Here is a 25,503-nt window from a genome sequence, read left to right as displayed (position 1 = left end):
CAGGGCTTTTCATATCACCCTCGTACCCGCGCCGGGTTACCTACAACCATCACCCCCGCCGGCACATCACGGGTCACCACACTGCCTGCACCGACGATGGTGTTGTCACCAATGGTCACCCCCGGCAGGATGATCGCCGCCCCGCCGATCCACACATTGTTGCCAATGGTCACCGGCCGCCCACTCTCCAGCCCGCTACGGCGCACCTCGGGGTCGAGTGGATGGTCGGCCGTATAGATCTGCACATTGGGGCCGATCTGGCAGTCGTCACCGATGCACACCGGCAAAGAAATCGCTCAAGGCGGTGCTGTTTATGACTTTGATAATCTTGTTTTTATGACGCCTCGAGTTCATGTCAAACATCACAGAGAAAACAATCAATGACACTCAAAGAAAAAATTACTGACTATACTGAGGCCGAGTTTCTAGCAGTCATCACAGAGCTGTATGAAAATCGGGCAGGCCGTGTAGGTAAAGACCTTGAGGCATTTAGGGATGAAATAGTTATAAACTTTAAACGCCTCACAGAACATCCCAATGGATCAGATGTAATTTCCTATCCTCCTGAGGGTGCGGAAAAAAGCCCGCAAGGCGTCGTCAACCGCGTAAAAGAATGGCGCGCCGCAAACGGCAAACCTGGCTTCAAACCCGCTTGATCCAAAGCCTTGCGGCCAACGCCGCAGGGCTTTTCATTTCAACCTCGCACCCGCGCCGGGTTAACCACAACGGTTGTCTCGCTGGCCAGTTTGCTGGATGTCGCTAGCACGGCGGCAGGAGCGCCGATTCCTTCAAGAATTGCGGAAACGCTGAGGGGGCGGCGGTTCAGCAGGTTCGATAAGCTTCGAGAAGCTATCTAGAAGGAAATTGCTGCGGATGAAGTTTTCAGAATGCATCTCTCTCGCGTAGACATTCAGAGCATGGAGAATGGTACTGCTCCCTTCTCACGAAAGGAGGACCGCGTAGGGAAGCGAATAAAACTGGAAATTCATCATAAACATGAGATCGCCGAAGGCGGAGCAGTGTATGACTTGGATAATCTTGTCCTCATGACTCCCAAGGTCCACATCAACGAACACAGGGGGAGCAACCCATGATTTTCAAAGACAGGCTGGAAGAATATACAGAGCAAGAGTTCCTATCGCTGGTGTCAGTACTGTTCGAAAATCGGACAGGGTTACATGGCATTGAACTCGAACAATATCGGGACCGGGTTGTTTATCATTTTGAAAAAATCACAGAGCACCCCGAAGGCCTGGATGTAATCTGCTATCCGCCACCCGGTTCGGAAGACAGCCCACAAGGCGTCGTAAGCCGCGTAAAAGAATGGCGCGCAGCCAACGGAAAACCTGGCTTCAAACCCGCTTGACCCTGAAGCCCTGCGGCCAACACCGCAGGGCTTTTCACTTCAACCTCCCACCCGCGCCGGGTTAACCACAACGGTTGTCTCGCTGGCCAGTTTGCTGGATGTCGCTAGCACGGCGGCAGGAGCGCAAATTCCTACAAGAATTGCGGAAAAGCTGAGGGCGCGGCGGTTTGCAAGGTTCGATAGGCTTAGAGAAGCCATATCGGTGGAAATCGCTGCAGATGAGGAGCTCAAGCAATATTTAGAATTGCTGGACGCTGACAACATGCGAAATGGACTTGCTCCGTTCGCACCTGAGAACCATTGGGTTGGAAGGCGGATGAAAATAGAAATCCATCACAAGCATGAAATCGCAAACGGTGGCGCCGTGTATGACTTGGACAATCTATTGCTCATGACGCCTCGAGTTCATATTGATCACCACAAGGAGAGCAATCTATGACCCTCAAGGAAAAATTGGAGGATTACGCAGAAGATGAATTCCTCACGCTCATAACAGAGCTGTACGAGAATCGCGCGGGCCGTCGTGGTGTTGAGTTGGAAAGTTTTCGAGACAAGATTGTTTTCAACTTTAGGAAAATCACAGAGCACCCAGATGGAGCAGACGTCCTTACACGGCCTCCAGCAGGCTCGGACAAGAGCCCTCAAGGTATCGTAAACCGTATCAAAGAATGGCGCGCCGCCAACGGCAAACCTGGCTTCAAACCCGCCTGACCCAAAGCCCTGCGGCCAAACCGCAGGGCTTTTCATTTCAACCTCGCACCCGCGCCGGGTTACCCACAACGGTTACCCCCGCTGGCACATCACGGGTCACCACGCTGCCGGCACCAATTACGGCGTTGTCACCAATGGTCACCCCCGGCAGGATGATCGCCGCCCCACCAATCCACACATTGTTGCCAATGGTCACCGGCCGGCCGCTTTCCAGCCCGCTGCGGCGGACCTCGGGGTCGAGCGGGTGGTCAGCCGTGTAGATCTGCACGTTGGGGCCTATCTGGCAGTCGTCGCCGATACGCACCGGCACCACGTCGAGGATCACGCAGTTGAAGTTCATGAACGTGTTGCGCCCGACGCTGATGTTGTAGCCGTAGTCGCAATAGAACGGCGGGCGGATCACCGTGCCTTCGCCGACATGGCCGAAGTGCTCGGCCAGCAGGCCGTTGCGCGCGTCGTTGAGCAGTTCGACGCTGTTGTTGTAGCGGTGCATCCAATGCTTGTTGGCGATCTGTTCGGCTTGCAGCTCGGGGCAGCCAGCGTGGTAGAGCTGGCCTGTGAGCATTTTCTGTTTTTCGCTGAGGGACATGGAAACTCCTTCCGGGGGCTATGCTCTGTTCGCGAATCCGTCGATGATCGGACCACAGTTTCCGCTCGAATGCACAAGGAGTCTCGATGAAGCGCAGCCTGACCCTGTTGGCCGTGGTCATTGCCGTGGCCGCTGGCACTGGTTACTGGTACGTGCAAGGCAAGCTGCCACAGCGCGAAGGCGAAGTGGCCATGGCCGGGCTGCAGGCGCCGGTCAGCGTGCGCTACGACGCCCGTGGCGTGCCCCATCTGCAAGCGCAGAGCGAGGCGGACTTGTACCGCGCCCTGGGCTACGTGCATGCCCAGGACCGATTGTTCCAGATGGAGATCATGCGCCGCCTGGCCCGTGGCGAGCTGGCCGAAGTGCTTGGCGACAAGCTGCTGCCCACCGATACCCTGTTCCGCAGCTTGCGCATCCGTGAACAGGCCGCACTCATGGCCCAGCGTCAGGACCACCAGTCCCCGGCCTGGCAAGCCCTGCAGGCTTACCTCGACGGCGTCAACGCCTGGCAGGCCAGCCACCCCAAACCGATGGAGTTCGACCTGATCGGCATCACGCCACGGCCATTTACCGCCGAGGACACCCTCAGCATCGCCGGCTACCTGGCCTACAGCTTCGCCGCCGCATTTCGCACCGAACCCGCACTGACCTACATACGCGATCAACTCGGTCCGCAATACCTGAAGATCTTCGACCTCGACTGGCAACCGCAGGGCGCCCTGGGCACGCCACTGGCAGCGGCCGACTGGCAAAGCCTCGAAACCGTGGCCCGCGCAAGCCACGAGGCCTTGGTGGAAGCCGGCATTCCGCAGTTCGAAGGCAGCAACGCCTGGGCCGTTTCCGGCAGCCACACCCGCAGCGACAAACCCTTGCTGGCCGGCGACCCGCATATCAGTTTTGCCGTGCCCGCCGTCTGGTACGAGGCCGAACTGTCAGCACCAGGCTTCAACCTGTATGGCTACTTCCAGGCGCTGAATCCGTTCGCGATGCTTGGGCACAACCGTGACTTCGGCTGGAGCCTGACCATGTTCCAGAACGATGACGTCGACCTGATCGCGGAAAAGACCAACCCTGCCAACGCTGACCAGGTCATGGTCGATGGCCAGTGGCGCACTCTGGAAAAGACCGAGCAGCAGATTGCAGTCAAAGGCGAGCAACCGGTCACCATCAACCTGCGCCGCTCACCCCACGGGCCGATCGTCAACGAGGTCCTCGGCGCGACGGCCGGGACCACGCCGATTGCCATGTGGTGGGCGTTCCTCGAAACCGAGAACCCGATCCTCGAAGGCTTCTACCAGCTCAACCGCGCCGACACCCTGGGCAAGATGCGCGAAGCGGCGGCCAAGGTGCAGGCGCCGGGGCTGAATTTCGTCTGGGCCAATGCCCGTGGCGATATCGGCTGGTGGGCGGCGGCGAAGTTGCCGATTCGCCCGGACGGCGTGAACCCGGCGTTCATTCTCGACGGCGCCAGCAGCCAGGCCGACAAACGCGGTTTCTACCCCTTCAGCGTCAACCCACAGCAGGAGAACCCGGCCAGCGGCTATATCGTCTCGGCCAACTACCAGCCACCGGCCGTGGTGCCGATACCCGGCTACTACAACCTCCCCGACCGCGGCCGCCAGCTCGATCGCCAGCTGGCCAACCCAGAGGTGAAATGGGACACGCAGAACAGCCAGGCGCTGCAACTCGACACGGCCAGCGATTACGGCCCGCGGACCTTGGCGCCCTTGCTGGCGACCCTGCGCCAGATCGCTCAGGGTGACGAGGAGAAGGAACTGGTCGAACAGCTGGCCGCCTGGCGCGGCGACTATCCGCTGGACTCCACCAGCGCCACGTTGTTCAACCAGTTCCTCTACGAACTGGCCTATGCCGCGTTGCACGACGAACTGGGCGACACCTGGTTCCCGGTGTTGATCAGCACCCGCGCCATCGATGCCGCGCTGCCGCGCCTGGCCGCCGACGCCGATTCGCCCTGGTGGAACACCCGCGGCGCCAGCCAGCGCACTGACCGCAGCGCCATCGTGCGCACGGCCTGGCAGAAGAGCCTTGGCCACTTGCGCGACACCCTCGGCAAGGACCCAGCCAGCTGGCAATGGGGCAAGGCCCACACCCTGACCCACAACCATCCACTGGGCGCGAAAAAGCCGCTGAACCTGCTGTTCAATGTCGGCCCGTTTGCCGCCCCTGGCACCCACGAGGTACCCAACAACCTGTCGGCGAAGATCGGCCCGGCGCCGTGGCCGGTGACCTATGGGCCGTCGACCCGGCGCCTGATCGATTTCGCCGATGCCGGGCAGGCACTGACCAGCAACCCGGTCGGCCAGAGTGGCGTGCCGTTCGACCGGCATTTCGCGGACCAGGCCGAGGGATACATCGAAGGGAAGTACCAGCGGGCGCAGATGGGCGTGATCCCGGCGCAGAGCACGCTCAGGCTCGTACCAACCCGCGAGTGATTTCAAATACCCTTGAGACCTTCCAATCGAGACCCTTCCATGCAAAAACATTTCATCGAAATCGACGGCGCACGCATGTGCTATGTCGACCAGGGCCAGGGCTTCCCGGTGCTGCTCGGCCACAGCTACCTGTGGTCGGCCGACATGTGGCAGCCACAGATCGAGGCGCTGTCTGAACATTTCCGCGTCATCGTCCCGGAGCTCTGGGGCCACGGCGACTCCGACGCCCCACCCGCCACCACCACCGACATGAGCGCCCTGGCCCGCCAGCACCTGGCGCTGCTGGATGCGCTGGACATCCCCCAGTGCCACCTGGTCGGCCTGTCGGTCGGCGGCATGTGGGGTGCGCAGCTCGCCATCGAACACCCCGAGCGGGTCGACCGCCTGGTGTTGATGGACACCTACCTCGGCGCCGAGCCAGAGGCGACCCGGCTGAAGTACTTCGGTTTGCTGGATGCGGCGAGTGCGGCGGGGCTGTTCCCGGAGCCATTGCTGGATATCGTCGTGCCGATCTTCTTCCATGCGGCTGGGCAGACCGTGCCCGCCGTGCGCGACGGCTTTCATGCAGCATTGAAGGCAAGCAGCGCAGAGGTGATTCGCAACAGCCTCGATCCGATGGGCCGGGTGATCTTCGGGCGACCCGACTTGCTGGCGCGGCTGGGTGAACTGAAGGGTGACAAGACCATTGTGGTCTGTGGTGACCAGGACATTCCGCGGCCGCCTGAAGAATCCAACGAGATGGCGCGGATCATTGGCTGCCTGGCGGCGCAGATTCCGTTTGCGGGGCATATCTCCAGCCTGGAGAACCCCAAGGTGGTGAATGAGTTCTTGTTGAACTGGCTGCCACGCAAACCCTGAGATAAACGACGCCGCCTGAATCTTTCCTGCAACACGCTCCTCAAAAAGCTTCAGACTGTGGCTTGGAAGGCCATCACCAACAAGGACGATAATGATGAACAGCCCCTGCTCGCCTGATGCCAACGAACAACTGCTGTGGCTGCTGGTACTGCGCCGGGCTTTGGGTGGACTGCCTTCGGCATGAGCCTGTCCTGGCCTCTTCGCGGGCAAGCCCGCTCCCACAGGCTTCGCACAGCTTCTGAACGTGTGCAGTACCTGTGGGAGCGGGCTTGCCCGCGAAGAGGCCAGTGAGGCCAGCCACAAACAAAAATGCCGACGCAAATGCGTCGGCATTTTCATACACCGATCAAACAATCAGAACGCAGGCAGTACCGCACCCTGGTACTTCTTGGCGATGAATTCCTTCACCTCAGGGCTGGTCAGCGCCTTGGCCAGCTTCTGGATGGCCTCGCTGTTCTTGTTGTCCGGACGGGCTACCAGGAAGTTCACGTATGGCGAGTCGCTGCCTTCGATCACCAGCGCATCCTTGGCCGGGTTCAGGCCGGCTTCCAGGGCATAGTTGGTGTTGATCATGTCCAGGTCGACCTGGTCCAGCACGCGCGGCAGCATGGCCGACTCAAGCTCGCGGAACTTCAGCTTCTTCGGGTTCTCGGCGATGTCTTTCGGGGTCGCCAGGGCGTTCTTCGGGTCTTTCAGGGTGATCAGGCCGGCTTTCTGCAGCAGGATCAGTGCGCGGCCGCTGTTGCTACCTTCGTTCGGGATGGCAACGGTAGCGCCGTCTTTCAGTTCGCTCAGGCTCTTGACCTTCTTCGAGTAGCCGCCGAACGGCTCGACGTGCACGCCGACCACGGTTTCCAGGTGGGTACCCTTGCCTTCGTTGAAGCTGGTCAGGTACGGCAGGGTCTGGAAGTAGTTGGCGTCCAGGCGCTTCTGGTCAACTTGTACGTTCGGCTGCACGTAGTCGGTGAAGACCTTGATCTGCAGGTCCACACCTTCCTTGGCCAGCGTCGGCTTGATCAGCTCCAGGATCTCGGCGTGCGGAACCGGGGTCGCGGCAACCACCAGCTTCTCGGCGGCAGATGCCAGGCCAGCGAACGACAGGGCGGCGGCCAGGGCAGTGGTCAGCAGGGTCTTCTTCATGGTTTTCCTTATTCTGGATCTGAGCCATCGGGGATGGCGAATTCGGGTGCCCAACCGTTTCACCGGCGGGCGTGAGGCGGACGATACCGAGATTTTTTATTCCGTAACAATATCTTTTAATTAGCTGCTTATTCCAAAAACAATCTGCCACCACCCAGTTTGCTTATTAGCTCGTCTAGCCTGCGGGGTTGAGCAGGTCGAGGTCCTCCGGCAGCAGCTCATCCCCGTCGTTCACCAACAGCGCGAAGTGGATCACGTTCTCCAGTTCGCGGGTGTTGCCCGGCCAGGCATGCGCTTCCAGCACCTGCTGCGCGGCCTCGCTGATCAGCGCCAGCGGGCGCTGCAGGCGAACGCTGTAGATACCCACGAAATACTCGGCCAATGGCAGGATATCGCCCGGGCGCTCGCGCAGCGGCGGCAGCTCCAGCGCGCCCTCGCGCAGGTACTGGTACAGGCGCTCATTAAAGCGCCCCGCCTTCACCACCCGCGCCAGGTCGATGCTGGTCGCAGCCACCAGGCGCACGTCCACCGGCTGTGGTTGCTGCGCGCCGACACGAGTGACCTCGCGGTTCTCCAGTGCCGCCAGCAGCTTGCCCTGGATCGCCAAGGGCAAGTCGGCGATCTCGTCCAGATACAAGGTGCCGCCATTGGCCGAACCGAACCAGCCGGCGCGGCTGCTGGCCGTACCACCCTGGCTGCCGGCGCTGTAGCCGAACAACTCGGCATCGGCATAGGTCGGGCTGATGGCCGCGCAGTTGACCGAGACGAACAGCCCGGGACGATCACTGGCCCGGTGAATCTGCCGGGCCAGCAGCTCCTTGCCGGTGCCGGTCTCGCCGCGGATCAGCACCGGTAACGGTTGTGGGGCCAGCTGCTCCAGGGCCTGGCGCAACTGCTGCGAGCGCGGATCGATGAACACCAGCGCCTTGGCACGGATGCTCAGGGGGCTCTTGTCCAGTTCAGGGAAGGTCAGCAGCGGCTGGCCGAACGGGCTTTGAAAAGTCATGACGAACTCCCGCCCCTGGCCATCGGTGGCCGGGCGTCAGGCAAATGGTGAACGGTCGGGGCCGATCAGGCGCGGCGCAATGCGCGCTGCTCGACCCGGCTTTGCAGGCGATACAGGTAGGCGAAGCCTTGTTCCCAGCGCTCGTGGCCGGACTTCACGTTGATGTGCCCGGCATTGCTTAGCAGGCCCGCCTCGGCACCCCAGGCCTGGGCCAGGTACAAGGCACGCGGCACGCTGACTGCCGGATCGTTGTCAGAGCTGACCACCTGGCTGGGGAACGGCAGCGCCTGCAACGGGATCGGCGCGAAGTTGCGCAAGGCCGGCGCGCAGGTGGGCCGCTCGACATCCGCCGGCGCCACCAGCAATGCGCCGCGCACCCGGCGCAGCAGGGCCGGGCTGGCCTGTGCGGCCCAGTGCGCGACGGTGACGCAGCCCAGGCTGTGCGCGATCAGAATCACCGGCGAGCGCTCGGCGGCAATCGCCTGCTCCAGCGCCTGCACCCAGTCGTGGCGCAGTGGGGTGAGCCAGTCATGCTGCTCGACCCGGGCGCTATTGGGCAGCGTGCGCTGCCAGTGACTCTGCCAATGGTTGTCTGGCGATCCTTGCCAGCCCGGCACAATCAGGTAACGAATCGACTCATTGCGCATGGGGACGCCTCCAGTAAGTTTGCGTGCTTGGGGACCAGTATAGGGAGGCAGTTATATTCGTAAAGGAATAAGAAGCTATTTATTAATAACCAAAAAAACTCAAAGATGACAGGCAAAAGAAAGGGCCAACCCCTGCCAAGAGATGTGGCCCCTAAGCACTTGCCTGAAGAGGATGAAGATTACCGTGCAGTTATTACCGCCAGTTTGCTGATCCCGGCGCGCTCGATCGCGGCCATGGCCCGCGCGACTTCGCCATAGTTCACGCCATCGTCGGCCTGCAGCTGCACACGCACGTCGGCGTCCTTGTCCTTGGCCGCCTTGAGGTTGCTTTCCAGCAGGTCCGGCTGTATCTCGTCCTTGTTGATGAACAGTTTGCCGCCACCGTCGATGCTCACCACCAGTGGGTCTTTCTGTTCCACCGGGGCCACGGCTTCGGTCTTGGGCAGGTTGATCGGGATGGCGTTGGTCAGCAGCGGCGCGGTGACGATGAACACCACCAGCAGCACCAGCATGACGTCCACCAGCGGCGTGACGTTGATTTCACTGAGGACTTCGTCGCTGTCCTGGGTCGAAAAGGCCATGTCAGGACGCCTCCTTCACCGGCTGGGTGAAGCCACCCTGGGCCTTGTGCACGGCCGGGTGCACCAGCACGCGGAAGGCACTCTTCTGCGCCAGGCTGTAGAAGTCGTGGGCGAAGTCATCGAGGTCGGCCGCGGTCAGTTTGAGGCGGCGCAGGAAGTAGTTGTAGACCAGCACCGCCGGCACTGCGACCGCGATGCCCACACCGGTGGCGACCAGCGCCGCACCGATCGGCCCGGCCACGGTTTCCAGGCTGGCGGAACCGGCCGCGCTGATGCCCTTGAGCGCTTCCATGATGCCCCACACGGTGCCGAACAGGCCGATGAAGGGCGAGGTGCTGCCGATACTGGCGACCACCGCCAGGCCGGTTTCCAGCGAGCGGCGTTCACGCACGATCTGCTGGCGCAGGGCGCGCTCGAGGCGGTCCTGGTGGTTGATGGCGTGGCTCAGGTCATTGCCGTGGGTGTCGCCGACCGCAATCGCGGCGTAACCGGACTGGGCGACGCGGGCGGCCGGGCCAGGCAGCTCGTGGCTAAGTTCCGCCGCCGAGTCGAGGCTCGATGCGGCCCAGAATTGCTGATGGAAGCGCTTGTCCTGATTCTTCAGCCGCACGAACTGGGCGACCTTGACCAGGGCCAGGCCCCAGGTGACGACGGAAAAACCGACCAGCAGCCAGATGACTGCGCTTTCAACGGATTCGAGGGGGGATGCCAGCAGGCTCATGATGATGTCTTCCTGTGTTCTGCGAAAAGTTAGCGAAGCTTGAAATCGATCGGCACGCTGACCCAGCCGGCCTGGGCCACATCACCCTGCTTGGCGGGGACGAAGCTCCAGCGCTTGACCGCGGCCAGTGCGGCGGCATCGAGGGCATCGCGGCCGCTGCTTTGCTGGATCTGGATCTGCCCCGGCTTGCCGCTGGGCAGCACCTCGACGCGCAGCAGCACAGTGCCTTCCCAGCCACGGCGCAGGGCCATCTGCGGGTACTCCGGTGCCGGGTTCTTCAGGTACGCGGCATTGGCCGATGGCGGCGTGACCGGGGCCGGTGCAGGTGGCGCAGGCGGCGCCGGGGCCGCAACCGGAGCAGGCGGCGGCGCCTCGACCGGCTTGGGCTGTGGCTTCGGCGGTTGCTTGGCGACCGGCTTGGGCACGGGTTTAGGCTTTGGCTTGGGTTTGGCGGCCAGCTCGTCGATCACCGGGGGCGGCGGCTCGACCACCGGCGGTGCGGGCGCGGGGGGTGGCGGTTGCACCACCGGCGGCGCGGGCGCGGCAAACTCGATGGTCATGGGTGGAATCTGTGGCGGCACCACGGGCAGCGCGGGCGTGGGCGCCTGGCTGACCCAGTAGGCGGCGGCGCCGTGCAGGGCCAGCACCAGCAGGCCCAGCGCCAGCTTGTCACGGCGCTTGAGGCCGCTGACCGGGGTGCGTTGCAGGCGCAGCTGGCCCAGTGGCAGGCGAAGCGTCCGTCCAAGCTCGACCAGGTCACCCGGGCTCGGGCGCCATGGCTGGTCGTAGGCCCTGACGGCCGACTGGACATTACCCATTGATCAAACTCCTGGGGGTTCTTGATTCAGGTGTGTGGCTGAATCATCGGGGGCAGGGACTTATCTCTGAAAGTAATGTTTAAAATTAAAGTTAGAGCTTTTTGGAATATTAATTTTGCCGGGTTGGCTCTAGGCCGCGGGTTTCGCGGGGTGTGGGTTTGCGGCGATCGGGCGATGCTTTGTGGGCATATGAAATATTCGTGCAAGGCATCAGATTGCCGCGAGGGCTGCGCCCTCGATCGCGGGTAAACCCGCTCCTACAGGAACCGCGTCAAGCTTGAGGCAATAAAAAACCCGGGACCAGGCCCGGGTTCTCATCACTCATAGCGGCTTAGATATCCGCCACCTTCTGCCAGACCTTCGGCCGGAAGAACAGCGTCTCCCCACGCGCCAGCCCAGTCAGGCTGTCATGATCCTTGACCACTTCGGCCTCGATCAGCTCACTCTGCCCTTCCACCTTCAAGGTCACCCGCGTAGTGGCGCCCAAAGGCCGGATATCACGCACCTCGGCCGCATGGTGGCCCTCGGTCTCATGCCGCGACAGCGATACCTCGTGCGGACGGAACAGCACATGGTGCCCCTCGCTCAAGGCCAGGCGGTTGGAATCACCAAGGAAGTGGTAGACGAAATCGTTGGCCGGCTTCTCGTACACCTCGCCCGGCGAGCCGATCTGCTCGATCACGCCCTTGTTCATCACCACGATACGGTCGGCCACTTCCATGGCTTCTTCCTGGTCATGGGTGACGAACACCGAAGTCAGGTTGATGTCCTCGTGCAGCCGCGCCAGCCAGCGGCGCAGCTCCTTGCGCACCTTGGCGTCGAGCGCACCGAACGGCTCGTCCAGCAGCAGCACCTTGGGCTCCACCGCCAGGGCACGGGCCAGGGCGATTCGCTGGCGCTGGCCGCCGGACAGCTGCTCGGGGTAGCGGTCGGACAGCCAGTCCAGCTGCACCATGTTCAGCAGTTCGTGGACCTTCTCGGCGATCTTGCTTTCACTCGGGCGCTCGCCCTTGGGCTTCATGCGCAGGCCGAAGGCGACGTTGTCGAACACGCTCATGTGGCGGAACAGCGCGTAGTGCTGGAACACGAAACCGACGTTGCGATCACGCACGTCATGGCCGGACACGTCCTCGCCATGGAACACGATGTTGCCCTGGTCCGGGGTCTCCAGGCCGGCGATGATGCGCAGCAGGGTGGTCTTGCCGCAGCCGGACGGGCCCAGCAGGGCCACCAGCTCGCCGCTGTTGATGTCCAGGTTGATGGCGTTCAGGGCCTGGAAGCTGTTGAAGCGCTTGCTGACGTTACGAACTTCGATCGACATGAATCATTCCTCCGCGGCGCTGTGGCGCAGGCGGTTAATACGGTTCTCGCTCCACTGCTTGAGCAGCAGGATGAAGAGCGCCAGGATCAGCAACAGGCTGGCCACGCTGAAGGCCGCGACGTGGTTGTACTCGTTGTAGAGGATCTCCACATGCAGCGGCAAGGTGTTGGTCACGCCACGGATATGGCCCGACACCACCGACACCGCGCCAAACTCGCCCATGGCCCGCGCGGTGCACAGCACCACGCCGTAGATCAGGCCCCACTTGATGTTCGGCAGGGTCACGTGCCAGAACATCTGCCAGCCGTTGGCACCGAGCAGGCGCGCGGCCTCCTCCTCCTGCGTGCCCTGTTCCTGCATCAGCGGGATCAGCTCACGGGCCACGAACGGCACGGTGACGAAAATGGTCGCCAGAACGATGCCCGGCAGGGCGAACACGATCTGAATGTCGTGGTCCTGCAGCCATGGGCCGAACAGGCCTTGCGCGCCGAACATCAGCACGTAGACCAGGCCGGCAATTACCGGCGACACCGAGAACGGCAGGTCGATCAGGGTCACCAGGATGCTCTTGCCGCGGAAGCTGTACTTGCTCACGCACCAGGCGGCGCTGACACCGAACACCAGGTTCAGCGGCACCGAGATGACCACGGCAAGCAAGGTGAGCTTGAGCGCCGACAGGGCATCCGGCTCGAAGATCGCTTCGAAGAAGGTGCCGAAACCGTTCTTCAGCGCCTGCGACACCACGATCACCAGTGGCAGCAGCAGGAACAGCGCAAACACCAGCCAGCCAAGGCCGATCAGGACGCGCCGCGAGGTGGCGCTGCCACGCCGGGCGGCGTTGGCGGCGGCGCTTGCACTCAGGGTTGAACTGGACATGCGGCCTCCTTCAAGGGGTTTCGATGCGGCGCTGCAGCAGGTTGATCAGCAGCAGCAGGATGAAGGAAACCACCAGCATCAACACGCCGATGGCAGTGGCGCCGGTGTAGTCGTACTGGTCGAGCTTGACCATGATCAGCAACGGCAGGATCTCGGTCTTCATCGGCATGTTGCCGGCGATGAAGATCACCGAACCGTACTCGCCAACGCCACGGGCGAAGGCCAGGGCGAAACCGGTGAGCCAGGCAGGCAGCAGCGCTGGCGCGAGGATATGGCGGAACACCTGCAACGGTTTCGCGCCCAGGCAGGCAGCGGCCTCTTCGACTTCACGCGGGATATCCGCCAGCACCGGTTGCACCGTGCGCACCACGAACGGCAGGGTGACGAAGGTCAGCGCCAGGGTGATGCCCAGCGGCGTATAGGCGATCTTGAAACCGAGGTCGGTGGCGAACTGGCCAACCCAGCCCGCAGGCGCGTACAGGGCGGTCAGGGCAATACCGGCAACGGCGGTGGGCAAGGCGAACGGCAGGTCGATCATCGCGTCGATGACCTTGCGCCCGGGGAAGGTGTAGCGCACCAGCACCCAGGCCAGCAGGGTACCGATCACACCGTTGATGATGGCGGCGAACAGGGCGGTGCCGAAACTCAGCTTGAGCGCGGCGATCACCCGCGGCGCGCTGATGACGTTCCAGAACTGCTCGAAGGTGAGCTGCGAGGCATGGATGAACATGGCCGCCAGCGGTATCAGCACGATCAGGCTGAGGTACACCAAGGTGTAGCCCAGCGTCAGCCCGAAGCCGGGTATGACGGGGGAAATGCGACGTGACATAAATATCCCTGGTTGAACGCACCTGGCCCGCTAATGATCCGGGGACGGTGCAGGCTTTTGAATCCTGGGGCCGCTTTGCGGCCCTTTCGCGACGCAAGGCCGCTCCCACAGGAGATCGCGGTTCCCAGAGGGTATCGCGGCTCTTTGTGGGAGCGGCCTTGCGTCGCGAAAGGGCTGCGCAGCAGCCCCCGCTTTTCCTTGGCCCTTACTGTGCCTGATAGATCTGGTCGAACACACCGCCATCATTGAAGAACTTCGGTTGTGCAGTCTTCCAGCCACCGAAGTCCTTGTCGATGGTCACCAGGTCCAGTTTCGGGAACTGCTTGCCAAATTCGGCAGCCACTTTCTCGTCACGCGGGCGGTAGAAGTTCTCGGCGGCGATCTTCTGCCCGGCCGGGCTGTACAGGTGCTTGAGGTATTCGGTGGCAATCTCGGTATTGCCCTTCTTCTCGGCGTTCTTGTCGACCACTGCCACGGGCGGCTCGGCGAGGATCGACAGCGACGGTACGACGATGTCGAACTTGTCGGCGCCACCGTCTTCCTTCAGCGCCAGGAAGGCTTCGTTTTCCCAGGCCAGCAACACATCGCCCTGGCCGTTGTTGACGAAGGTGATGGTCGAGCCGCGAGCGCCGGTGTCCAGCACTGGCACGTGCTTGAACAGCTCCTGCACGTAGGCCTTGGCCTTGTCTTCACTGCCGCCGGTCTTCAGGCCGTAGGCCCAGGCGGCGAGGAAGTTCCAGCGGGCACCACCGGAGGTTTTCGGGTTGGGAGTGATAACCGAGACGTCCTTCTTGATCAGGTCGCCCCAGTCCTTGATGCCTTTCGGGTTGCCCTTGCGCACCAGGAACACGATGGTCGAGGTGTACGGGGTGCTGGCGTCTGGCAGGCGGGTCTGCCAATTGTCCGGCAGAGTCTTGCCGAGCTTGGCGATTTCGTCGATGTCACCGGCCAGGGCCAGGGTCACCACGTCGGCGCGCAGGCCGTCGATCACCGCACGGCCCTGCTTGCCCGAGCCACCGTGGGATTGCTGGATCTTCACCTTGTCGCCCGGATGGGCCTGTTGCCAGTGCTTGATGAACTCGGCGTTGTACTGCTGGTACAGCTCACGGGTCGGGTCGTAGGACACGTTCAGCAGTTCGTAGTCCTTGGCGATGGCGGAACCGGCAAAAACAGCACTGGCCAGAGCGGCGAGCGCATAACGGCGGATGGACATGGTGAAGCTCCCGATTGGCATTTTTCTAGTTTTGGATGTTGTGGCGCGAATCAGCTGGCCTTGTTGCCAGGCTGTTGCAGGCGGAACTTCTCCTTGCGTTCGATCTGCACGACCTGGGCGTTGTGCACGGTGATTTCCACCGCACCGAAACGCAGGTCGCGCAAGGCGCTCTGGATCTCACGCAGAATGGTGGCTTCGTCCTGACCGTCGATGCTACGCAGCGATGCACTCATGCTCGTTCTCCTTGGAGTGAGGGTGCCGGGCAGGGATTTGAAGGGGGTTTATTGCCTGGCTTGAGGGCAATAGTAGTGAGGCGGAGTTATTCTTAAAAATACTATTTAAGAATGTTTATATAACCAAAATAAATTGATGATCTTGCGGGCGACAAATGCCTCTGTGGGAGCGGGCGTGCCCGCGAATACGGTAGTGAATCCACCATCGCATTCGCGGGCACGCCCGCTCCCACAGGGTTCAGTGTTGGGCTTTGGTGCTGTTTTCAGGCTCGCGGATCTTGTACCAGGCCACGTACAGCGCCGGCAGGAACAGCAGCGTCAGCAGGGTCGCGACGATGATCCCGCCGATCATGGCGTAGGCCATCGGCCCCCAGAACACCTCGCGGGCAATCGGGATCATGCCCAGGCTGGCTGCCGCTGCCGTCAGCAGGATCGGCCGGCGCCGGTGGTTGGTCGCCTCCACCACCGCATCCCACGGCGACAGGCCCTGGGCCTCGAACTCGTCGATCTGGGTCACCAGGATCACCGAGTTACGAATGATGATGCCCGCCAGCGCCAGGATACCGAGAATCGCCACAAAGCCCATCGGCGTACCCGTTGGCACCAGCGCCAGCACCACGCCAATCAGCCCCAGCGGTGCCACGCTGACCACCAGGAACAGCTTCTGCACACTGTGCAGCTGGATCATCAGGAAGGTCGCCATGAGGAACAGCATCAACGGAATGACCTTGCGGATCGGCCCCTGGGCCTTGGCGCTCTCCTCCACGGTACCGCCGGTGGCCACTTCGAAGCCCACTGGCAGCTTGCTGGCGAACTCGTCGATCTTCGGCTTGAGCTGAGCCACCAGGTCGGTGGGCTGGATATCGCCGTTGACCGAGGCCTTGATGGTGATGGTCGGTTTGCGGTCGCGGCGCCACACCAACGGTTGCTCCAGCTCGTAACGTACGGTGGCGAACGACAGCAGCGGGATCGAGGTACCGCTGGGAGTGAGGATCTGCAGGTTCTGCAGGGTATCGGGCGAGCCCCGCTCGCTGTCCTCGGCGCGGGCGACCACGTTGACCAGGTAGATGTTGTCGTTGACCTGAGTGATGTTCACCCCGCTGACGATGCTGTTCATCACGTTGGCCACGTCTTCCGACGACAACCCCAGCTGACGCGCCTTGTCCTGGGCAATTTCCACCCGCAGCACCTTACCGGGCTCGTTCCAGTCGTAGATCATCTCGCCGATGTGCTCGTTCTGGTCGAGCAAGGTGGCCAGGTCGATGGCGTGCTTGCGCACCTCGTCGATATTGGCGCCGCTGACCCGATACTGGATCGGCCGGCCTACTGGCGGGCCCATCTCCAGCGACTGCACGTTGACGCCGATGCCGACGAAGTCTTCATGGAGGATCTTCTGCAGCCGCTCCATCATGCCCTTGCGCTCTTCGAAGCCCTTGCTGACGATCACCAGCTGCGCGTAGTACGGGTTCTGCAACTGCTGGTCGAGGGGCAGGTAGAAGCGAATGGCACCCTGGCCAATGTAGGTGCTCCAGCTCACCAGGTCCGGATCGTCCTTGATGCGGGCCTCGAAGCGATCGACCACCTTGCGGGTTTCCTCGATCGAGGCGTTCTGCGGCAGGTTGAGGTCGACGAGAATCTCCGGGCGGTCCGATGACGGGAAGAACTGGTTCTGCACGAAGCGCTCGCAGAAGATTGCCAGGGCAAACAGCAGTATGGTGCCGATAATGGTCAGCCAACGGTTGCGCATGCACCACAGCAGGCCATGCTCGAAGGCACGGCCGACGCGCCCTGGCTCGGCTTCATGGGCCTTGAGCTTGGAGCTGCTGAGAATGTGCACGCCCAGCACCGGGGCGAAGAACACCGCCACCACCCACGACACCATCAGCGCCACCGCGATCACCGCGAACAACGTGTAAGTGTACTCGCCCGCGGAACTGGCGTTAAGGCCGATGGGCACGAAGCCGGCCACGGTCACCAAGGTACCGGTCAGCATGGGGAACGCCGTCGAGGTATAGGCGAACGTAGCCGCCTGCTCCTTGCTCTCGCCCATTTCCAGGCGCGTGACCATCACCTCGACGGTGATCATCGCGTCATCCACCAGCAGGCCGAGGGCGATGATCAGCGCACCCAGCGAAATCCGCTGCATGGTGATGCCGCTGTATTCCATGAACACGAACACCATCGCCAGCACCAGCGGGATCGAACAGGCCACCACCAGGCCGGCGCGCATACCCAGGCTGACGAAGCTCACCGCCAGCACGATCACCACCGCTTCGAACAGCGCGCTGGTGAAGCCGCCGACCGCCTGCTTGACCACCACGGCCTGGTCCGACACGGTGTGGACGCCAACGCCGACCGGCAAGTCTTCAATCACCCGGTCCATGCGCTTTTTCAGCGCCGCGCCAAAAACCTGCATGTTGCCGCCGGCCTTCATGCCGATGGCCAGGCCGATGGCGGTCTGGCCGTTGTAGCGGAACATCGGTGATGGTGGGTCGACGTAGCCGCGCTGGATGTCGGCGATGTCGGCCAGGCGGAAGAAGCGATCGTTGATCTTGAGGTTGACGGTTTGCAGGTCCTTTTCCGAGGCGAACTGCCCGGTTGTGCGCACCGAAATACGCTCAGGGCCAGCTTCGATCACCCCGGCCGGGGTCACCGCGTTCTGCTGTTGCAGGGCCTGCATGACCTGGCGCTGATCGATGCCCAGGGCTGCCAGTTTGCGGGTCGAGAAGTTCAGGTACAGCACTTCGTCCTGGGTGCCGACCAGCTCGATCTTGCCGATGTTGGGCACATCACGCACCTCGGCGCGCGCCTGTTCCACGTAGTCACGCAGCTGACGCAGGGTCAGGCCGTCGGCGGTGAAGGCGTAGATCGAACCGAACACGTCGCCGAATTCGTCGTTGAACCCGGGCCCCTGGATACCCTGCGGGAACTGGCCGCGGATGTCCTGGATCTTCTTGCGCACTTGGTACCAGATTTGCGGGATGTCCTTGGCCTTGGTGGTGTCGCGCAGGTACACGTACACCGTCGACTCGCCCGGTCGGGTGTAGCTCTTGGTGTAGTCGAGGGAATCCAGCTCTTCGAGCTTCTTCTCGATACGGTCGGTGACCTGGTAGAGGGTTTCGTCCTGGGTCGCGCCCGGCCAGCGGGTCTGGATCACCATGGTCTTGATGGTGAAAGACGGGTCTTCCTCACGGCCGAGGTTGAAGTACGAGAAAATGCCCATCAGCAGGCCGACGAACATCAGGTACCAGACGAACGATTGATGCTTGAGTGCCCATTCGGACAGGTTGAAGCTTCCTTTCATTGCGCATCCTCGTCGAAGGTGACCTTCTGGCCAGGCTTGAGGCTGTTCACGCCCGCCGTCACCACGCGCTCGCCCGGCTGTACGCCCGCGGCCAGGACGATGCTGTCGTCAGTGCGGTCGATCAGGGTGACGTCGCGGGTACCTACGGTTTTCTGCTGGGTGTCGATCACCCAGACCTGGGTCTTGCCGTCACGCTCCAACAAGGCACTCAACGGCAGCTCGCTGCGCGGGGACACTTGCGAGCTCAGGGTCACACTGATTGCAGTACCCAGGTGGAAGGCGGCGGGTGTGCTCGCCAGGGTCAGCCGGGCGCGGCGGGTACGGGTGGCGGCATCGGCCTGGGGCTCCAGTTCGCGCAGGGTGGCCGTGGTGTTGATGGTCGGGTCGAGTTGCGAGGCGACGGTGAAGGTCAGGTCTTTGTTCAACTGCTCGGCCAGGCCGATGGGCAAGTCAATCACGGCCTCTTTCACGTCCGGCCGGGCCAGGGTGACCACAGACTGGCCTGCGGTAACGGTTTGCCCGGCTTCGGCCTGCCAAGCCGTGATCACCGCGGCATGGTCGGTGCGCAGGGTGCTGTAGTCGAGCTGGTCACGGGCCTGGCTAAGCGCAGAGCGCGCCTGTTCCAGTGCTGCGCGGGTGGTTTTCAGGTTGGTCTGGGCAATGTCCAGCTGGGCCTGGGCGCCCACGCCGCGGTCGTACAGCTGTTGCTGGCGGCGGGCATCGGCCTGGGCATTGATCCACTGCGCCTGCACCTTGGCCAGGTCGCCTTCGGCGGCGCGCAGCTGGTTCTGCTGGTCGGTGGGGTCAAGCGTGGCCAGGGTGTCGCCTGGCTTCACCTGGGCGCCCACATCCAGCCAACGCCGGGCAATGCGCCCGCCAACCCGGAAGCCCAAGGTACTTTCAAAGCGCGCCTGGATAACGCCAGCGAAGCGGCCAAGCTGCGACTGCACCTGGGGTTCCACCTTCACCGACAGCACTGGCCGGATCGGCTCGGGCGCTTCTTCCTCAGCACCGCAGGCAGCCAGCAGCAGGCCGGCCGACAGTATCAGCAGGCGCTTCATAGCTCCCCCCCCTCAGTCTTGGCATCGACCTTCTGTACCTGCATGCCGGGGTGCAGCAGCTGGCTACCGACCACCACCACGGTCTCACCAGCCTTCAGGCCGCTGGCGACCACGATCTTGCCGGTCAGGTAGCGGCTGACTTCAACCTTGCGCAATTCGACCTTGTCGCCCTCGCCCACCACCCAGACTGCCGGCTCGTGCAGCGCCTTGGTCAGCGCCGACCACGGCAGCTCGATGCTTGGCCGCCCCACCGCATTGGTGCTGGCAGTGACCGGCGCACCCAGCTGCATGCCCGGTGGCACGTCCTTGAGCCCCACCTTGACCTGTACGGTGCCGCTTTGTGCCGACACGGTAGGGGTGATCTCGCGGACAAAACCGTGGGCCTGGACTTTGGGGTCGTCCAGCAAGCTCACGATGACACCGACGTCGCTCGGCGGCGCCACCAGCAGTGACTCGTAGACGTTGAACACCGCATCGCGGTCGCCGTCGCGGGCCAGGCTGAAGATCGGCATGGTCGCCTGCACCACCTGGCCGACCTCGGCCTGGCGCGCGGTGATCACGCCATCGGCTTCGGACACCAGCGCGGTATAGCCCAATTGCTCATTGGCATCGGCCAGTTCCGCCTGGGCAGCCTTGAGCGCGCTCTGGTCGCTGCGCAGTGCGGCCTCGGCGGAATCGTATTCGCTCTGGCTGGTATAGCCCTTGGGCAGCAGTTTCTGCTGGCGCACGAAGGCGGCGCTGGTCTGGGTGACCCGCGCCTGGGCAGCGAACACCTCGGCCTTGGCCGAGTCGACATTGTTCTGCAGGTCTTTCGGGTCGAGCCGCGCCAATACCTGGTTGGCCTTGACGTGATCCCCGACATCGACGCTACGGGAAATGATCTTGCCACCCACGCGGAACGACAGGTCGGTCTGCACCCGCGCCTGCACGTCGCCGGTCAGGGTGACCCTGGCGGCGAAATCGGTGGGGGAAACCTGTTGTACGCCAACCCTTGGCAGTGTTTCGGTGGTTTCTTCCTTGCTACAGCCTGACAACAGGGACAACAGCCCCAGGCAAACGACCAACAGCGGACGTATCAACGTCATGCAGGCTCCTTGCTTGCGCGCAAATGAATCGTGGAATGCGAGTGTCAGCGTAGTTCAGGGTTGGATAAACGGCACTGACTGGCGTCAGGTATGGGAGGGTGTTGGTGCATGCCGTGACATTTTTGGCGCCTGTGAATCCGAGCGCCGCCCGCGCGGCGCATCGCGAGCTGTGCTCGCTCCTACGTTTGTTTCGGGCCAATTACTCCTGCGGGATTTGCGCGCGAACGCCTTGGTGCATGGCTCGGTTTCGCGTCGTACAAACAAGGCGGCCGCGCGCGTCTGTCACAGACGTTACTGGCCAGAAACAAACGTAGGAGCGAGCACAGCTCGCGATGCGCCGCGCGGGCGGCGCTCGGTTTCACAAGCGCTGAAGATGTTGAGGCAGGCACCAGACACCCCACAGAGCCAAAGCCCTGCAGGGTGCCCTCAAGATCAGGCCGAAGCAGCAACCTGAGTCGGGCGCTTGACCTGTGGCTGCGAGGCATTCGCCGCCGCGCCCTCTTCGATCGCCTGCTGAATCGCCTTGCGACGACGCTCTTCGGCACGGCGGCTGAAGAACCAGACGAAGAAGGTCACCAACGACACCGACAGCAGAATCAGGCTGGCCACGGCGTTGATCTCTGGCTTCACGCCCAGACGCACTGCCGAGAACACTTCCATCGGCAAGGTGGTCGAACCCGGGCCGGACACGAAGCTGGCCAGTACCAGGTCATCCAGCGACAGGGCGAACGACATCATGCCGCCCGCCGCCAGCGACGGCGCGATCATCGGGATGGTGATCAGGAAGAACACCTTCCACGGCTTGGCACCCAGGTCCATCGCCGCTTCCTCGATCGACAGGTCCAGCTCACGCAGGCGAGCCGACACCACTACCGCCACATACGCCGCGCAGAACGTGGTGTGGGCGATCCAGATGGTGACGATGCCACGCTCCTGCGGCCAGCCGATCATCTGCGCCATGGCCACGAACAGCAGCAACAGCGACAGGCCGGTGATCACCTCGGGCATTACCAACGGTGCGGTGACCAGGCCGCCGAACAGCGTGCGGCCCTTGAAGCGGGTGACCCGGGTCAGCACGAAGGCCGCCAGGGTACCCAGCGCCACGGCAGCCACCGCCGTGTAGCAGGCGATTTCCAGCGAGCGCATCACCGAACCCATCAGCTGGGTGTTGTCGAGCAGGCCGACATACCACTTCACCGACCAGCCGCCCCATACCGTCACCAGCTTGGAGGCGTTGAACGAGTAGATCACCAGGATCAGCATCGGCAGGTAGATGAACAGCAAGCCGAGCACCAGCATCAGCTTGGAAAAACTGAAGCGCTTCATGCTCTGCCCTCCATTTCTTTGGCCTGGCTGCGGTTGAACAGCAGGATCGGCACGATCAGGATCGCCAGCATCACCACCGCCAGGGCAGATGCCACCGGCCAGTCACGGTTGTTGAAGAATTCCTGCCACAGCACTTTACCGATCATCAGGGTTTCCGGGCCGCCGAGCAGTTCAGGAATCACGAACTCGCCCACCACCGGGATGAACACCAGCATGCAACCGGCAATGATGCCGTTCTTCGACAGCGGCACGGTGATCTTCCAGAAGCTGTTGAAGGTGCTAGAACCCAGGTCCGATGCGGCTTCGAGCAGGCTCTGGTCGTGCTTCACCAGGTTGGCGAACAACGGCAGGATCATGAACGGCAGGTACGAATAGACCACGCCGATGTATACCGCCAGGTTGGTGTTGAGGATCTGCAATGGCTGATCGATCAAGCCAGTCCACAGCAGGAAACCGTTGAGCAGCCCGTTGTTGCTGAGGATGCCCATCCAGGCATAGACGCGGATCAGGATCGCGGTCCAGGTCGGCATCATGATCAGCAGCAGCAGGACCGTCTGGGTCTCCTTCTTGGCGTTGGCGATGGCGTAGGCCATCGGGTAGCCGATCAGCAGGCACAGCAGGGTGCTGAAGAAGGCCATCTTCAACGAGCCCAGATAGGCCGAGATGTACAGCTCATCCTCGGTCAGCAGGCCATAGTTGGCCAGGTTGAGCACCAACTGGATCTTGTCTTCGACGTAGGTGTAGATCTCGGTATACGGCGGGATCGCCACGTCGGCTTCGGCGAAGCTGATCTTCAACACGATGAAGAACGGCAGCATGAAGAACAGGAACAGCCAGATGAACGGCACGCCGATCACCAGGTGCCGTCCCTCCGGGATAAGGCGCTGGAAGGCTCGCTTGAGCTTGCGAGGTTTCATGACCGCAGTACCACGCCGCTGTCGTCTTCCCACCACACGTACACTTCATCGCCCCAGGTCGGGCGGGCGCCCTGGCGTTCGGTGTTGGCGACGAACGACTGGACGATCTTGCCGCTCGGCAGCTCGACGTAGAACACCGAGTGGCCGCCCAGGTAGGCGATGTCGTGAACCTTGCCGCGCGACCAGTTGTGCTCGCAGGTCGGCTGCTGGGAGGTGACCAGCATCTTTTCCGGGCGCAAGGCGTAGGTGATGTGCTTGTCTTCCACCGAGGTGGTGATGCCGTGGCCGACGTAGATCTTGCGCTCCAGTTCCGGGCTGGCAATGATCGCGTGGCCTTCGGCGTCGTCGACCACTTCACCATCGAACAGGTTGACGTTACCGATGAATTCGCACACCAGGCGGCTGGTCGGGGTCTCGTAGATATCCACCGGCGAGCCGATCTGGGCGATCCAGCCCAGGTGCATGATGGCGATGCGCTGGGCCATGGTCATGGCCTCTTCCTGGTCGTGGGTCACCATCACGCAGGTCACGCCTACGCGCTCGATGATTTCCACCAGTTCCAGCTGCATCTGCGAACGCAGTTTCTTGTCCAGCGCGCCCATCGGCTCGTCGAGCAGCAGCAGCTTGGGGCGCTTGGCCAGGGAACGGGCCAGGGCCACCCGCTGGCGCTGGCCACCGGAGAGCTGGTGCGGCTTGCGCTTGGCGTACTGGGTCATGTGCACCAGCTTGAGCATCTCGGCCACGCGGGCGTCGATCTCGGCCTTGGGCATCTTGTCCTGCTGCAGGCCGAAGGCGATGTTCTGCGCCACGGTCATGTGCGGGAACAGCGCGTAGGACTGGAACATCATGTTGATCGGCCGCTCGTACGGCGGCATATCGGTGATGTCGACGCCGTCGAGGAAGATCCGCCCTTCAGTCGGGCGCTCGAAGCCGGCCAGCATACGCAGCAAGGTCGATTTGCCGGAACCGGAGCCACCCAGCAGGGCGAAGATCTCGCCTTTGCGGATTTCCAGGGACACATCGTCCACGGCGACCGTTTCGTCGAATTTTTTTGTAACCCGGTCGATCTTGACCAGCACCTGCTTGGGTTGCTGGCCACCCTCGAGGGCTTTTTTATAGGCACCGGAGGCAACTGCCATGAGTGAAACTCCCAACAAGATTTTTGTGCCCGCGCGGCCTGTGTTCAGGTACCGCAGCGGGTCTGGATAATTACTTGCCCGACTTGACCTTGGTCCAGCTACGGGTCATCAGACGCTGCACCTTGGGCGGCAACTCTGAATTCACGAACATCTTGTCCAGCACTTCCTGCGGTGGGTAAACCGCAGCGTCAGTCCTCACGGCCTGGTCCATCAGGTCGCCAGCCTTGGGGTTCGGGTTGGCGTAACCGACGTAATCACTGACCTGGGCGATAACCTCAGGTTTCAGCAAATAGTTGATGAAGGCGTGGGCCTCCTTGACGTTCTTGGCGTCCTTGGGGATCGCCAGCACGTCGAACCAGAGGTTGCCGCCTTCCTTGGGAATGGCGTAGGCCAGGTTCACGCCCTTCTTCGCCTCGATGGCGCGGGCCTTGGCCTGGAACACATCACCCGAGAAACCTGCCGCGACGCAGATGTCGCCGTTGGCCAGGTCGGTGATGTACTTGGACGAGTGGAAGTAGGTCACGTACGGGCGTACGGCCAGCAGCTTCTGTTCGGCCTTGGCGTAATCCTTGGGGTCGGTGCTGTTGGGGTTGAGCCCCATGTAGTTGAGCACCGCCGGGAGCATTTCGTCCGCCGAGTCGAGGAAGGCCACACCGCACTTGGAGAGCTTCTTCATGTTCTCGGGTTCGAACAGCACGGCCCAGGAGTCGATCTTGTCCACGCCCAGCGCGGCCTTGACCTTGTCGACGTTGTAACCGATGCCGTTGGTGCCCCACAGGTAAGGCACGGCGTACTGGTTGCCCGGGTCGTTCTTTTCCAGGCGCTTCATCAGCGCCGGGTCCAGGTTGGAATAGTTGGGCAGCAGGTTCTTGTCGAGCTTCTGGAACGCGCCCGCCTTGATCTGCTTGCCGAGGAAATGGTTGGACGGCACGACCACGTCATAGCCGGTGTTGCCGGCCAGCAGTTTGCCTTCCAGGGTTTCGTTGGAATCGAAGACGTCCTGCACGGGCTTGATGCCCGTTGCTTTCTCGAAGTCCGCGAGGGTGTTCGGGCCGATATAGTCCGACCAGTTGTAGAAGTGCACCGTAGGCGCCGCTTGGACGCTGCATGCCAGCGTCAGGCCCGCTCCAGCCATCAAGGCCTTGCGTAATACAGAAATAGACAAGTGGGTGGTCCTCACAATCAGTGCCTTGGTGACGGCGTACTTATTGGGTACAAGCGTTGCCGCGCACTCAAAACCGGCGCGCAACTTACCTGCGCAGCTTCGATGCCGCAATCATCAATTGCCATTCACTGGCTCTGGGCCGGA

The 25,503-nt window shown here is 62.3% G+C and carries 26 protein-coding genes and 2 pseudogenes; 8 read left to right on the top strand and 20 right to left on the bottom strand.

Annotated elements, in window-relative coordinates; genetic code table 11:
* Nucleotides 1–14: 14 nt before the first annotated feature.
* Nucleotides 15–167: pseudogene (locus N430_RS29915) on the bottom strand (DapH/DapD/GlmU-related protein); the annotation flags it as partial.
* Nucleotides 168–273: 106 nt separating this feature from the next.
* Here N430_RS29915 and N430_RS29910 point away from each other — a divergent pair.
* From N430_RS29910 to N430_RS03330, 6 genes and pseudogenes are all read left to right on the top strand, one after another.
* Nucleotides 274–384 carry a hypothetical protein gene (locus N430_RS29910; RefSeq protein ID WP_371922756.1) on the top strand — a complete coding sequence of 37 codons (111 nt, stop codon included), beginning with the start codon at nt 274–276 and terminating at the stop codon, nt 382–384.
* Nucleotides 381–656 (top strand): bacteriocin immunity protein, encoded by a 276-nt coding sequence (locus tag N430_RS03350; RefSeq protein ID WP_110632791.1) that lies wholly within the window; start codon nt 381–383, stop codon nt 654–656. Before N430_RS29910 ends, N430_RS03350 begins: the two co-directional genes overlap by 4 nt.
* A gap of 93 nt (nt 657–749) precedes the next feature.
* Nucleotides 750–1,094: pseudogene (locus tag N430_RS29905) on the top strand (HNH endonuclease signature motif containing protein); the annotation flags it as partial.
* Nucleotides 1,091–1,366, top strand: a complete 276-nt coding sequence (locus tag N430_RS03340; protein WP_110632788.1) for a bacteriocin immunity protein — start codon at nt 1,091–1,093, stop codon at nt 1,364–1,366. The pseudogene N430_RS29905 and the gene N430_RS03340, both read left to right, overlap by 4 nt.
* A 91-nt stretch (nt 1,367–1,457) precedes the next feature.
* Complete coding sequence (locus N430_RS03335) at nt 1,458–1,805, top strand: HNH endonuclease signature motif containing protein (protein WP_371922755.1); 348 nt, start codon at nt 1,458–1,460, stop codon at nt 1,803–1,805.
* Nucleotides 1,802–2,077, top strand: a complete 276-nt coding sequence (locus N430_RS03330) for a bacteriocin immunity protein (RefSeq protein WP_110632781.1) — start codon at nt 1,802–1,804, stop codon at nt 2,075–2,077. Before N430_RS03335 ends, N430_RS03330 begins: the two co-directional genes overlap by 4 nt.
* Nucleotides 2,078–2,114: 37 nt before the next feature.
* Here N430_RS03330 and N430_RS03325 read toward each other — a convergent pair whose 3' ends face one another.
* Nucleotides 2,115–2,666: a sugar O-acetyltransferase gene (locus N430_RS03325; protein ID WP_110632778.1), complete on the bottom strand. Its 552-nt coding sequence runs from the start codon at nt 2,664–2,666 to the stop codon at nt 2,115–2,117.
* Between the two features lie 86 nt (nt 2,667–2,752).
* On the opposite strand from N430_RS03325, the gene N430_RS03320 reads away from it, so the two are divergent.
* Both N430_RS03320 and N430_RS03315 read left to right on the top strand, forming a co-directional pair.
* The gene (locus N430_RS03320) at nt 2,753–5,119 is read left to right on the top strand and encodes a penicillin acylase family protein (protein WP_110632775.1); all 2,367 of its coding nucleotides are present in this window, start codon (nt 2,753–2,755) and stop codon (nt 5,117–5,119) included.
* A 39-nt stretch (nt 5,120–5,158) separates the two neighbouring features.
* Complete coding sequence (locus N430_RS03315; RefSeq protein WP_110632772.1) at nt 5,159–5,977, top strand: alpha/beta fold hydrolase; 819 nt, start codon at nt 5,159–5,161, stop codon at nt 5,975–5,977.
* A gap of 354 nt (nt 5,978–6,331) precedes the next feature.
* On the opposite strand, the gene N430_RS03310 is transcribed toward N430_RS03315, so the two are convergent.
* From N430_RS03310 to N430_RS03225, 18 genes are all read right to left on the bottom strand, one after another.
* On the bottom strand, nt 6,332–7,117 hold the full coding sequence (locus N430_RS03310; RefSeq protein WP_110632769.1) for a MetQ/NlpA family ABC transporter substrate-binding protein: 786 nt from the start codon (nt 7,115–7,117) through the stop codon (nt 6,332–6,334).
* A gap of 175 nt (nt 7,118–7,292) precedes the next feature.
* Nucleotides 7,293–8,123, bottom strand: a complete 831-nt coding sequence (locus N430_RS03305; protein WP_110632766.1) for a sigma 54-interacting transcriptional regulator — start codon at nt 8,121–8,123, stop codon at nt 7,293–7,295.
* Nucleotides 8,124–8,188: 65 nt separating this feature from the next.
* A complete protein-coding gene (locus tag N430_RS03300) occupies nt 8,189–8,770 on the bottom strand; it encodes an alpha/beta hydrolase (RefSeq protein ID WP_110632763.1) in 582 nt (193 codons plus the stop codon).
* 179 nt (nt 8,771–8,949) lie between these two features.
* On the bottom strand, nt 8,950–9,351 hold the full coding sequence (locus N430_RS03295) for a biopolymer transporter ExbD (protein WP_054885478.1): 402 nt from the start codon (nt 9,349–9,351) through the stop codon (nt 8,950–8,952).
* 1 nt (nt 9,352) lies between these two features.
* Nucleotides 9,353–10,072: a MotA/TolQ/ExbB proton channel family protein gene (locus tag N430_RS03290; protein WP_110632759.1), complete on the bottom strand. Its 720-nt coding sequence runs from the start codon at nt 10,070–10,072 to the stop codon at nt 9,353–9,355.
* Nucleotides 10,073–10,101: 29 nt separating this feature from the next.
* Nucleotides 10,102–10,890 carry an energy transducer TonB gene (locus tag N430_RS03285; RefSeq protein ID WP_110632756.1) on the bottom strand — a complete coding sequence of 263 codons (789 nt, stop codon included), beginning with the start codon at nt 10,888–10,890 and terminating at the stop codon, nt 10,102–10,104.
* A 331-nt stretch (nt 10,891–11,221) separates the two neighbouring features.
* Nucleotides 11,222–12,211 (bottom strand): sulfate/molybdate ABC transporter ATP-binding protein, encoded by a 990-nt coding sequence (locus tag N430_RS03280; RefSeq protein ID WP_054885475.1) that lies wholly within the window; start codon nt 12,209–12,211, stop codon nt 11,222–11,224.
* A gap of 3 nt (nt 12,212–12,214) precedes the next feature.
* Entirely contained in the window at nt 12,215–13,087 is an 873-nt protein-coding gene (gene cysW / locus N430_RS03275) for a sulfate ABC transporter permease subunit CysW (protein ID WP_085676373.1), read from the bottom strand.
* Between the two features lie 10 nt (nt 13,088–13,097).
* Complete coding sequence (gene cysT, locus N430_RS03270; RefSeq protein ID WP_103446160.1) at nt 13,098–13,916, bottom strand: sulfate ABC transporter permease subunit CysT; 819 nt, start codon at nt 13,914–13,916, stop codon at nt 13,098–13,100.
* A gap of 205 nt (nt 13,917–14,121) precedes the next feature.
* Entirely contained in the window at nt 14,122–15,129 is a 1,008-nt protein-coding gene (locus N430_RS03265; protein WP_110632752.1) for a sulfate ABC transporter substrate-binding protein, read from the bottom strand.
* Nucleotides 15,130–15,179: 50 nt separating this feature from the next.
* Nucleotides 15,180–15,362, bottom strand: a complete 183-nt coding sequence (oscA, locus tag N430_RS03260; RefSeq protein WP_110632750.1) for a sulfur starvation response protein OscA — start codon at nt 15,360–15,362, stop codon at nt 15,180–15,182.
* Between the two features lie 238 nt (nt 15,363–15,600).
* Nucleotides 15,601–18,666 (bottom strand): efflux RND transporter permease subunit, encoded by a 3,066-nt coding sequence (locus N430_RS03255; protein WP_110632747.1) that lies wholly within the window; start codon nt 18,664–18,666, stop codon nt 15,601–15,603.
* Nucleotides 18,663–19,727, bottom strand: coding sequence for an efflux RND transporter periplasmic adaptor subunit (locus N430_RS03250; protein WP_110632743.1), 1,065 nt, complete (start codon nt 19,725–19,727; stop codon nt 18,663–18,665). The genes N430_RS03255 and N430_RS03250 overlap by 4 nt, the downstream gene beginning before the upstream one ends.
* Nucleotides 19,724–20,812, bottom strand: coding sequence for an efflux RND transporter periplasmic adaptor subunit (locus tag N430_RS03245; protein ID WP_110632741.1), 1,089 nt, complete (start codon nt 20,810–20,812; stop codon nt 19,724–19,726). The genes N430_RS03250 and N430_RS03245 overlap by 4 nt, the downstream gene beginning before the upstream one ends.
* A gap of 432 nt (nt 20,813–21,244) precedes the next feature.
* Nucleotides 21,245–22,138 carry an ABC transporter permease subunit gene (locus tag N430_RS03240; protein ID WP_110632738.1) on the bottom strand — a complete coding sequence of 298 codons (894 nt, stop codon included), beginning with the start codon at nt 22,136–22,138 and terminating at the stop codon, nt 21,245–21,247.
* On the bottom strand, nt 22,135–23,016 hold the full coding sequence (locus tag N430_RS03235) for an ABC transporter permease subunit (protein ID WP_178083369.1): 882 nt from the start codon (nt 23,014–23,016) through the stop codon (nt 22,135–22,137). The genes N430_RS03240 and N430_RS03235 overlap by 4 nt, the downstream gene beginning before the upstream one ends.
* 35 nt (nt 23,017–23,051) lie before the next feature.
* Nucleotides 23,052–24,194: an ABC transporter ATP-binding protein gene (locus tag N430_RS03230; RefSeq protein ID WP_110632732.1), complete on the bottom strand. Its 1,143-nt coding sequence runs from the start codon at nt 24,192–24,194 to the stop codon at nt 23,052–23,054.
* Between the two features lie 70 nt (nt 24,195–24,264).
* Nucleotides 24,265–25,359, bottom strand: coding sequence for a polyamine ABC transporter substrate-binding protein (locus N430_RS03225; RefSeq protein ID WP_110632729.1), 1,095 nt, complete (start codon nt 25,357–25,359; stop codon nt 24,265–24,267).
* Between the last annotated feature and the right edge of the window lie 144 nt (nt 25,360–25,503).

The organism is Pseudomonas sp. CC120222-01a (genome assembly GCF_003097235.1).
In the GTDB taxonomy this organism is placed as follows: Bacteria; Pseudomonadota; Gammaproteobacteria; order Pseudomonadales; family Pseudomonadaceae; genus Aquipseudomonas.
This window is presented reverse-complemented; position numbering and strand designations above follow the sequence as displayed.

Coding starts and splice junctions, on each gene's coding strand:
- N430_RS29910 (WP_371922756.1), top strand. CDS start 274: ATGCACACCGGCAAAGAAATCGCTCAAGGCGGTGCTGTTTATGACTTT.
- N430_RS03350 (WP_110632791.1), top strand. CDS start 381: ATGACACTCAAAGAAAAAATTACTGACTATACTGAGGCCGAGTTTCTA.
- N430_RS03340 (WP_110632788.1), top strand. CDS start 1,091: ATGATTTTCAAAGACAGGCTGGAAGAATATACAGAGCAAGAGTTCCTA.
- N430_RS03330 (WP_110632781.1), top strand. CDS start 1,802: ATGACCCTCAAGGAAAAATTGGAGGATTACGCAGAAGATGAATTCCTC.
- N430_RS03325 (WP_110632778.1), bottom strand. CDS start 2,666: ATGTCCCTCAGCGAAAAACAGAAAATGCTCACAGGCCAGCTCTACCAC.
- N430_RS03320 (WP_110632775.1), top strand. CDS start 2,753: ATGAAGCGCAGCCTGACCCTGTTGGCCGTGGTCATTGCCGTGGCCGCT.
- N430_RS03315 (WP_110632772.1), top strand. CDS start 5,159: ATGCAAAAACATTTCATCGAAATCGACGGCGCACGCATGTGCTATGTC.
- N430_RS03310 (WP_110632769.1), bottom strand. CDS start 7,117: ATGAAGAAGACCCTGCTGACCACTGCCCTGGCCGCCGCCCTGTCGTTC.
- N430_RS03305 (WP_110632766.1), bottom strand. CDS start 8,123: ATGACTTTTCAAAGCCCGTTCGGCCAGCCGCTGCTGACCTTCCCTGAA.
- N430_RS03300 (WP_110632763.1), bottom strand. CDS start 8,770: ATGCGCAATGAGTCGATTCGTTACCTGATTGTGCCGGGCTGGCAAGGA.
- N430_RS03295 (WP_054885478.1), bottom strand. CDS start 9,351: ATGGCCTTTTCGACCCAGGACAGCGACGAAGTCCTCAGTGAAATCAAC.
- N430_RS03290 (WP_110632759.1), bottom strand. CDS start 10,072: ATGAGCCTGCTGGCATCCCCCCTCGAATCCGTTGAAAGCGCAGTCATC.
- N430_RS03285 (WP_110632756.1), bottom strand. CDS start 10,890: ATGGGTAATGTCCAGTCGGCCGTCAGGGCCTACGACCAGCCATGGCGC.
- N430_RS03280 (WP_054885475.1), bottom strand. CDS start 12,211: ATGTCGATCGAAGTTCGTAACGTCAGCAAGCGCTTCAACAGCTTCCAG.
- cysW (WP_085676373.1), bottom strand. CDS start 13,087: ATGTCCAGTTCAACCCTGAGTGCAAGCGCCGCCGCCAACGCCGCCCGG.
- cysT (WP_103446160.1), bottom strand. CDS start 13,916: ATGTCACGTCGCATTTCCCCCGTCATACCCGGCTTCGGGCTGACGCTG.
- N430_RS03265 (WP_110632752.1), bottom strand. CDS start 15,129: ATGTCCATCCGCCGTTATGCGCTCGCCGCTCTGGCCAGTGCTGTTTTT.
- oscA (WP_110632750.1), bottom strand. CDS start 15,362: ATGAGTGCATCGCTGCGTAGCATCGACGGTCAGGACGAAGCCACCATT.
- N430_RS03255 (WP_110632747.1), bottom strand. CDS start 18,666: ATGAAAGGAAGCTTCAACCTGTCCGAATGGGCACTCAAGCATCAATCG.
- N430_RS03250 (WP_110632743.1), bottom strand. CDS start 19,727: ATGAAGCGCCTGCTGATACTGTCGGCCGGCCTGCTGCTGGCTGCCTGC.
- N430_RS03245 (WP_110632741.1), bottom strand. CDS start 20,812: ATGACGTTGATACGTCCGCTGTTGGTCGTTTGCCTGGGGCTGTTGTCC.
- N430_RS03240 (WP_110632738.1), bottom strand. CDS start 22,138: ATGAAGCGCTTCAGTTTTTCCAAGCTGATGCTGGTGCTCGGCTTGCTG.
- N430_RS03230 (WP_110632732.1), bottom strand. CDS start 24,194: ATGGCAGTTGCCTCCGGTGCCTATAAAAAAGCCCTCGAGGGTGGCCAG.